Annotated in this window: 2 protein-coding genes and 1 pseudogene; 2 read left to right on the top strand and 1 reads right to left on the bottom strand. The window is 65.2% G+C overall.

The genetic code is table 11. From position 1 onward, the window contains the following. Positions 1-487 precede the first annotated feature (487 nt). Complete coding sequence (queF, locus tag BRAS3809_RS02910) at positions 488-964, bottom strand: preQ(1) synthase (protein WP_008960604.1); 477 nt, start codon at positions 962-964, stop codon at positions 488-490. Between the two features lie 180 nt (positions 965-1,144). Between queF and eno the strand changes: the two genes are divergently transcribed. Both eno and BRAS3809_RS02900 read left to right on the top strand, forming a co-directional pair. Then, complete coding sequence (eno, locus tag BRAS3809_RS02905; protein WP_008960603.1) at positions 1,145-2,428, top strand: phosphopyruvate hydratase; 1,284 nt, start codon at positions 1,145-1,147, stop codon at positions 2,426-2,428. Positions 2,429-2,465: 37 nt separating this feature from the next. After that, positions 2,466-2,810, top strand: a pseudogene (locus tag BRAS3809_RS02900) (NADH oxidase); the annotation flags it as partial.

The following is a 2,810-nucleotide window of genomic DNA, read 5'->3' as shown; positions in this document are numbered from 1 at the left end:
GAAATCCTCTCGTGTCGACGCCTGGTCGATCGTCCTATCCAAAACCGGTTATTCTAGACCATCTGGGTATTGGGTCGTGGTCGGCATTCGCAAGATTGGCGCAGGCTTGGACAATACGCTTGACCGGCGGCGTGTTTCTGATTTCTCCGAATGTAGAGAGTGAGAGAGGGTGGGAGATAGATGAGGGCGATACTGAAGTGTGCTAGCCGCGCGCGTCGCCTGAGGACGTGGCGGAAAGGACCATCCAATTGATGATTGCAACAGCAAAGCGCTAGTGCGTCACGGGCTGATCGCTTCGAATTGTCGTGCCAGTGCTGGACTGCATCGAGGGGAAGGACCATCGAGACGAGAAGATCGTGGTCGATTTCGCCGCCTGCAAGAGGCCGGAGATCATCCAATACGTTCGCGGCGTTCTGTCCGGTGGCCTATAAGGCGAAGCTCGAGGGCGATCGATCACGTCTCTTGCGCCACAGTCGCTCGCCTCCCTTCACCCCCGCCCGCGATACGTCGCCACGCCCTGGTCCGGCACCCACAATCCCTTCGGCAGCTTCCCCGTCTGCCAGAACACGTCGATCGGGATGCCGCCGCGGGGGTACCAGTAGCCGCCGATGCGCAGCCATTTGGGCTTGATCTCGGCGGCCAGGCGCTTGCCGATGGCGACCGTGCAATCCTCGTGGAAGGCGCCGTGGTTGCGGAAGCTGGCGAGATAGAGCTTGAGCGACTTGGATTCGACCAGCCAGGGGCCGGGGGCGTAATCGATCACGAGATGGGCGAAGTCCGGCTGGCCGGTCACCGGGCACAGCGAGGTGAACTCCGGGACCGTGAAGCGGGCCAGGTAATCGGTGTCCTTCTGCGGATTGGGAACGCGGTCGAGCCTCGCCGTTTCCGGGCTGTCCGGGGCCGGCACCTGGCGGCCGAGTTGGAGGCCGGCCGATGTCGTGGGTGTGGTGGATCTTTTCGCCATATGTCGTGTACCTGTCGCAGCTGGCGCCCGTTTAGCCAATCGCGCTTCCCGCGTCATCCGCTTCGTGAATTCGGCGCGACTTCTGCGCCACTTCTGCACCACTTGGCCTTTTCGGCTTCCCAGGCTTGCGGTAGAAGCGGCGCAGCAATGCCCACCCGGAAACGCCCGTAAGAGGACCTCATGACCGCCATCGTCGACATCATCGGCCGCGAAATCCTGGACAGCCGCGGCAATCCCACGGTCGAGGTCGACGTCGTGCTGGAGGACGGCTCGGTCGGCCGCGCCGCCGTTCCCTCGGGCGCCTCGACCGGCGCCCATGAGGCGGTCGAGCTGCGCGACGGCGACAAGCACCGTTATCTCGGCAAGGGCGTGCAGAAGGCGGTCGAGGCGATCAACGACGAGATCTACGAGGCGCTGAGCGACATGTCGGTGCAGGACCAGGTCCAGATCGACCAGATCCTGATCGAGCTCGACGGCACCGAGAACAAGAGCCGGATCGGCGCCAACGCCATCCTCGGCGTCTCGCTGGCCTGCGCCAAGGCCGCCGCCATCTCCTACGACATGCCGCTGTACCGCTATGTCGGCGGCACCTCGGCGCGCACCCTGCCGGTGCCGATGATGAACATCGTCAATGGCGGCGTCCACGCCGACAACCCGATCGACTTCCAGGAATTCATGATCATGCCGGTCGGCGCGCCGACCTTCGCGGAGGCGCTGCGCTGCGGCTCGGAGATCTTCCATACGCTGAAGGGCGAGCTGAAGAAGGCCGGCCACAACACCAATGTCGGCGACGAGGGCGGCTTCGCGCCCAACCTGCCGTCGGCCGACGCGGCGCTCGACTTCGTCATGGCCGCGATCGGCAAGGCCGGCTACACCGCCGGCGAGGACGTGATGCTGGCGCTCGACTGCGCCGCGACCGAATTCTTCAGGGACGGCAAGTACGTCTATGAAGGCGAGAACAAGAGCCGCTCGCGCTCCGAGCAGGCCAAATATCTCGCCGACCTCGTCGCCCGCTATCCGATCGTCTCGATCGAGGACGGCATGTCCGAGGACGACATGGACGGATGGAAGGAGCTCACCGACCTGATCGGCCACAAATGCCAGCTGGTCGGCGACGACCTGTTCGTCACCAACGTCAATCGCCTCGCCGACGGCATCCGCAATGGCCGCGCCAATTCGATCCTGATCAAGGTCAACCAGATCGGCACGCTGACCGAGACCTTGGCCGCGGTCGAGATGGCCTACAAGGCCGGCTACACCGCCGTGATGTCGCACCGCTCCGGCGAGACCGAGGATTCGACCATCGCCGATCTCGCGGTCGCCACCAATTGCGGGCAGATCAAGACCGGCTCGCTGGCGCGCGCCGACCGCACCGCGAAGTACAACCAGCTGCTGCGCATCGAGCAGGAGCTGGATTCGCAGGCCCGCTACGCCGGCCGCTCGGCGCTGAAGGCGCTGGCCTGATCGGTCGTCGAGACGAATAAGAACGAGGGAGGCATCCATGAGCGTCGCGACACAGGGCCTGCAGCTGCGAACCCTGATCAAGCGCAGCGGCGAGCTCGAATTGTCGCTCGTGGACGTGCCGACGCCGGAGCCGGGGCCGGACGAGGTCGTGGTGCGCATCGAGGCGGCGCCGATCAACCCGTCCGATCTCGGCCTGCTGGTCGGCGCCGCGGACCTCTCGACCATCAAGGCGTCGGGCAGCAAGGATCGTCCCGTGATCACGGCCGAGGTGCCGGAGGCGGGGATGCGGGCGATGGCCGGCCGGCTCGATGAATCCCTGCCGATCGGCAACGAGGGCGCCGGCGTCGTCGTGAAGACCGGATCGTCGGACGCCGCCAGGGCG

The sequence above is a fragment of the Bradyrhizobium sp. STM 3809 genome, assembly GCF_000239795.1.
Lineage (GTDB): Bacteria > Pseudomonadota > Alphaproteobacteria > Rhizobiales > Xanthobacteraceae > Bradyrhizobium.
This window is presented reverse-complemented; position numbering and strand designations above follow the sequence as displayed.